Genomic DNA, 4,160 nt, shown 5'->3' with positions numbered 1-4,160 from the left:
CGGATTAAGCGTTCTTTACGGATCGCATAATCAGGATTAGGTGCGGCTAAGTAACTTGCACGCTGATGTTGGAGTAACTCGGTTAACGGCGAAATTTTTGCTGGGTCTGTTGCCATGTTCATCGTGATCCCTTCAGTGCAAGTCTTAATAAAATAAAGCCGTTTGTTGCTCAATACACAAACCGACTGATTAGTCGGTTTATCCTAGCGGTTAGCGTGATTTTGCGCAAGCATACTGATGCATTTATGAGCAAGATCACGGCCTGATAGAGACTTAGCTTTTACACTTAACAGGACATTTGTTAGACAAGGAGTATGTATGACTTTGTTAAAGCATGGAATTTCAGTTGGGATCGAGCGTTATGGTGATGATGACTTTTTTGTTGCCTTTAAAGCTATTGGTACCTTAACTCATCAAGATTATGAGGTGATGGTACCCGTGCTCGAAGCCGCGTTAGCTGGGGTGAAAGATCCCGATATTTATGCCTTAGTCGATGTGACTGAGCTTGAAGGTTGGGAACTTCAAGCCGCTTGGGATGATCTAAAACTAGGGGTTAAGCATGTTCGCCACTTTGAACGGATTGCTATTGTCGGTAAAACGACTCTACAGGAAGTGATGGCAAAGCTGGCAAACTGGTTTACTCCGGCCGAGGTTAAGTTTTTTGTCGACAAACTGGATGCCATTACTTGGCTCAAAGATGAGCTTCACGATGACTAGCCATTAAGGAGAACAGATTATGCGTTCAGGTCAAATACTCTGGCCCACAGATTTTTCGGAAACTGCGGCCCATGCGTTACGTTATGCTATTGAAATGGCAAATCTATACCATGTAGGGCTAAAGATTTTACACGTTGTTGAGCAACCTATTGGTGATGAAAACTTTATGATTTTAGCGATTACCCCTGAGGAGCTCGCTAAAAGCATGGAGGAGGCCGCAGCAACTAAAATGCAGGCGTTACTCGAGGGACTCAAGACCGAATTACCGATTACAACACTTATTCGCCGAGGCGATCCCGTCGATCAAATCCTCGAGGAGGCGAATACTAAGGACGTTGGTATGGTCGTAATTGCTAGCCATGGACGAACCGGAATTTCGCACTTTTTACATACGAATGTTGCCGAAGCTGTTGCCAATGGCGCGGCATGCCCTGTATTGGTAGTGAAATAGTCTGTATTGGGTAGATAACAGGGCGCTAAGGCGCCCTTTGTTTTTGATTGCTAAAGCATAATTAATTTTACGGCCTAGCTGCTTGTCCCGAGTTACTGCGATAAAATACAGATTATAAGCAATGCCATTTGCCCTAATATGGGGCGCAACAACCTAAGTGATGGATAAAATTATGCGTACTCAAGAAGTGTTATGCCCTACGGATTTTTCGGCAACTGCCGCCCATGCGCTTAATTATGCGGTTGAAATGGCTAATCTATATCAAGTAGATATCCGTTTGCTGCATGTTGTCAGCCCTGCAAGAAGTGCCCATTGTTATGGTATTGCGGTAGATACTCCCGCGACACTTGAGCAACAGTTAGCCGAGTTTGTGGAGACAAAAATGCAGAGTCTACAGCTGCAAATGCAGCAGGGATTAGCGGCTGGACTAAAGATTAAATGTATTGTTCGTCATGGTGATGCGAGCGAAGAGATTTTAGCTGAGTCAGCCGATGCGGGTATGATTGTGATTGCAAGCCATGGCAGCAGCGGCTTAGTGGATTTTTTAAAGCACCATGTGAGTCAAGATGTTGTTAGATTGGCGAAATGCCCAGTATTAGTAGTTAAGTAGTTAACTTATAAAGGATCTTGCTTAAGTTTTGATTGTTCCACAATGGTATTTGAGGCTTCAGCTTCATTCTCTAGGGACATGAGTTGCCGATATTTTTCTTGTAAGGCGATCAGTGTCCCATCTTCGGTAATTTGTTTTAATCCAAGGTTAAAGTCGTCACGGATTTGCTCGCTTAAAAACGCAAATTTATACTCAGTCGGTGGAAAAATGCGATGACATACCGCCACCTGTTTACTCTCTACTTCGGTGAGTTTTCCCTCAATAAATGCCTGTCTAAGATAGTAAGTGAAAATGTTCTTATCCATAACCACTACATCAGCCCTGTGTTTCATCAGCATGTAAACCTGCTGTATTTGCCGAGCTTGTTCTTGGTAACTAGGATTAGCTTTAGTCATTTGAGTAAATTCATCACCTAAGAAGCTTGCTGCACGTTGAAAGGAAACGACTTTTTTATCCGTTAAGTCTTTAATGCTATTAATCGAAAAGTTATTTTTCTCTAGGCTGATTGCGCAATTTTGATAACGAATCGCCACATTAGAGTAGAAAACGTTTTCGATCATGCCTTCTTTTACGTTGATTATGCCGTCAAGTTTGCCCTCCCTAAGTTCATGGAAAGTGCGTGCTAAAGGCAAATATTCAATATTGGCGGTATGTCCTTTGACTGCAAGTGCTTGATACAGCAAATCGAGTTCTAGGCCGCTATCAGATTCTTGGATGACATAGGGAGGAATGGAGAGGCTCACGCCAATTTTCAGTTCCGCCGCTTGGATTAATTGGGGATACAATAATGCAATTACTGCTAGCAATGGGTAGCGAATACAGGTCATTCTAGAGACGCAGGAAATATGGTTAGTTTGTTTCATTACGCACTGTTACCTTTCGCACCATTGGCCATCTCATGATGCCCAGAGTTGTCCCCTGACATATCATTGTAAGTGTAGTTTGTTAATCTACAGCCACAGTTATTTTTATCTGAATAAAGCTTATTTATATTCAAAATGACGAGTCCGGCTGGCGTAAAAAAGCGATTTCTTCTGCTGTCGACTCTCTAGCTAATATTTTGTTTCTATGAGGATAACGACCGAATCTGTCGATAATAGCCTTGTGTTTTAGTTCAAATTCGAGATTAGCGATTGCAGCCTCTCGATTGAACAATTTTACAGCAACTTGATGGATGGCTGGGGATTCGCTATGCATAAAAGGCATAAACAAAAAGGGGACTTGTTTGGGAGAAAGCTCCTTATCAATTTGGAGTGCAACAGCCTCTTGTGCAAGGACCAGCGCAATGGTGTCGGCCTCAAACGCTGCTGGCGTGTCGCGATAGATATTTCGCGAGAATTGATCCAGTACGATGATTTCGGCTAAACGACCTTGAGGTGTCACGCGCCAATGCGCAAGCTCACCGCGCTTGGCTTGTTTTAATAGGTCTTCAAAGCGAGATTGGATTTGTGCATCAAATGTTGGGTCTTTTATCCACCAAGATTGAGGTGAAATTTCCTCAAACCAGAAATGTAGCACTTGCTGTGCGGTCATCATTTGGCCCATCGTTGGCTCTCCCATTGATTAATCTTTTTTACAAATAACAGTGATGGAGAGCTTATACAAGCAAATGCGAAAATGTATCTGTGGGAACAGATGTCAAACGGGTCAATTTGCTCGAATAATTTGAATGGAGGCTATTTCTTATTCACTGAATATCAAGTAGTTTTATATTCACTTGGTCAATATTTGGATTGATTTTTTATGCCCCTCGAATCTGCTACTCAGTCAATATCGAAACAACATAAGGCGTTTTTACGTAAGCTATATTTAGCGCATTTAATGGACGATGATCGGCATAACTTGTTATCACTCAATAAGTTGACTGGAATGCCGAGGCGAACGTTGCAGGATGCTATCGCCGCGTTTGAAGATATCGGCATCCGTGTCGAGTTTATCCAAGATGGCAGTCGAAACAATGCAGGTTATTATCGCATTTTGACCTGGGGGCCAATTAGCAGTGCGTGGGTTGATACACATTTCGAGGAAATTGCCTCAATTATCGGTATCAGTCCATTAAGTGAATCCGTGGCGTGAAAGAGCGCGGATTTTGGTTTGATACCGAAGTTAAATTAAGTCAAAGAACTATTTTACCTGCGCTACAACATGATATTGCCGCAGACATCGCCATTATTGGTGCAGGTTATTCAGGACTATGGACGGCCTATTATCTTAAGCAATATCAGCCCAATTTATCCGTGGTGATTCTTGAGGCTGATACCATTGGCCAAGGCGCTTCGGGGCGAAATGGCGGTTGGTTGATGGGCGGTTTTAGTGGCGATGTAGCCTATCTTAATCAGCTTCAAGGTGAGTCGCGCTTAATGGCAAAAGCCTTGATCCAAC

At 43.0% G+C, this 4,160-nt stretch carries 7 protein-coding genes; 5 read left to right on the top strand and 2 right to left on the bottom strand.

Translation table 11 applies throughout. From position 1 onward, the window contains the following. Positions 1–318: 318 nt before the first annotated feature. From SHEWPOL2_RS21555 to SHEWPOL2_RS21545, 3 genes are all read left to right on the top strand, one after another. A complete protein-coding gene (locus SHEWPOL2_RS21555; protein WP_037421553.1) occupies positions 319–717 on the top strand; it encodes an STAS/SEC14 domain-containing protein in 399 nt (132 codons plus the stop codon). 19 nt (positions 718–736) lie between these two features. After that, entirely contained in the window at positions 737–1,168 is a 432-nt protein-coding gene (locus SHEWPOL2_RS21550; protein ID WP_037431595.1) for a universal stress protein, read from the top strand. A 172-nt stretch (positions 1,169–1,340) separates the two neighbouring features. Further along, positions 1,341–1,778 carry a universal stress protein gene (locus SHEWPOL2_RS21545; protein ID WP_037431592.1) on the top strand — a complete coding sequence of 146 codons (438 nt, stop codon included), beginning with the start codon at positions 1,341–1,343 and terminating at the stop codon, positions 1,776–1,778. A gap of 5 nt (positions 1,779–1,783) precedes the next feature. Here SHEWPOL2_RS21545 and SHEWPOL2_RS21540 read toward each other — a convergent pair whose 3' ends face one another. Beyond that, positions 1,784–2,605, bottom strand: a complete 822-nt coding sequence (locus SHEWPOL2_RS21540) for a transporter substrate-binding domain-containing protein (RefSeq protein WP_229777932.1) — start codon at positions 2,603–2,605, stop codon at positions 1,784–1,786. Between the two features lie 166 nt (positions 2,606–2,771). After that, a complete protein-coding gene (locus tag SHEWPOL2_RS21535; RefSeq protein ID WP_037431586.1) occupies positions 2,772–3,323 on the bottom strand; it encodes a DUF924 family protein in 552 nt (183 codons plus the stop codon). Between the two features lie 198 nt (positions 3,324–3,521). Between SHEWPOL2_RS21535 and SHEWPOL2_RS21530 the strand changes: the two genes are divergently transcribed. After that, positions 3,522–3,854: a winged helix-turn-helix domain-containing protein gene (locus SHEWPOL2_RS21530; protein ID WP_037421538.1), complete on the top strand. Its 333-nt coding sequence runs from the start codon at positions 3,522–3,524 to the stop codon at positions 3,852–3,854. Further along, positions 3,851–4,160: FAD-dependent oxidoreductase (locus tag SHEWPOL2_RS21525; protein WP_037431583.1), on the top strand; the 310-nt coding region annotated here is incomplete at its 3' end. The genes SHEWPOL2_RS21530 and SHEWPOL2_RS21525, both read left to right, overlap by 4 nt.

The organism is Shewanella sp. POL2 (assembly GCF_000282755.1).
In the GTDB taxonomy this organism is placed as follows: Bacteria; Pseudomonadota; Gammaproteobacteria; order Enterobacterales; family Shewanellaceae; genus Shewanella; species Shewanella xiamenensis.
Note: the sequence above shows the minus strand (reverse complement) of the source record. Positions and strands in the feature narration are given on the sequence as shown.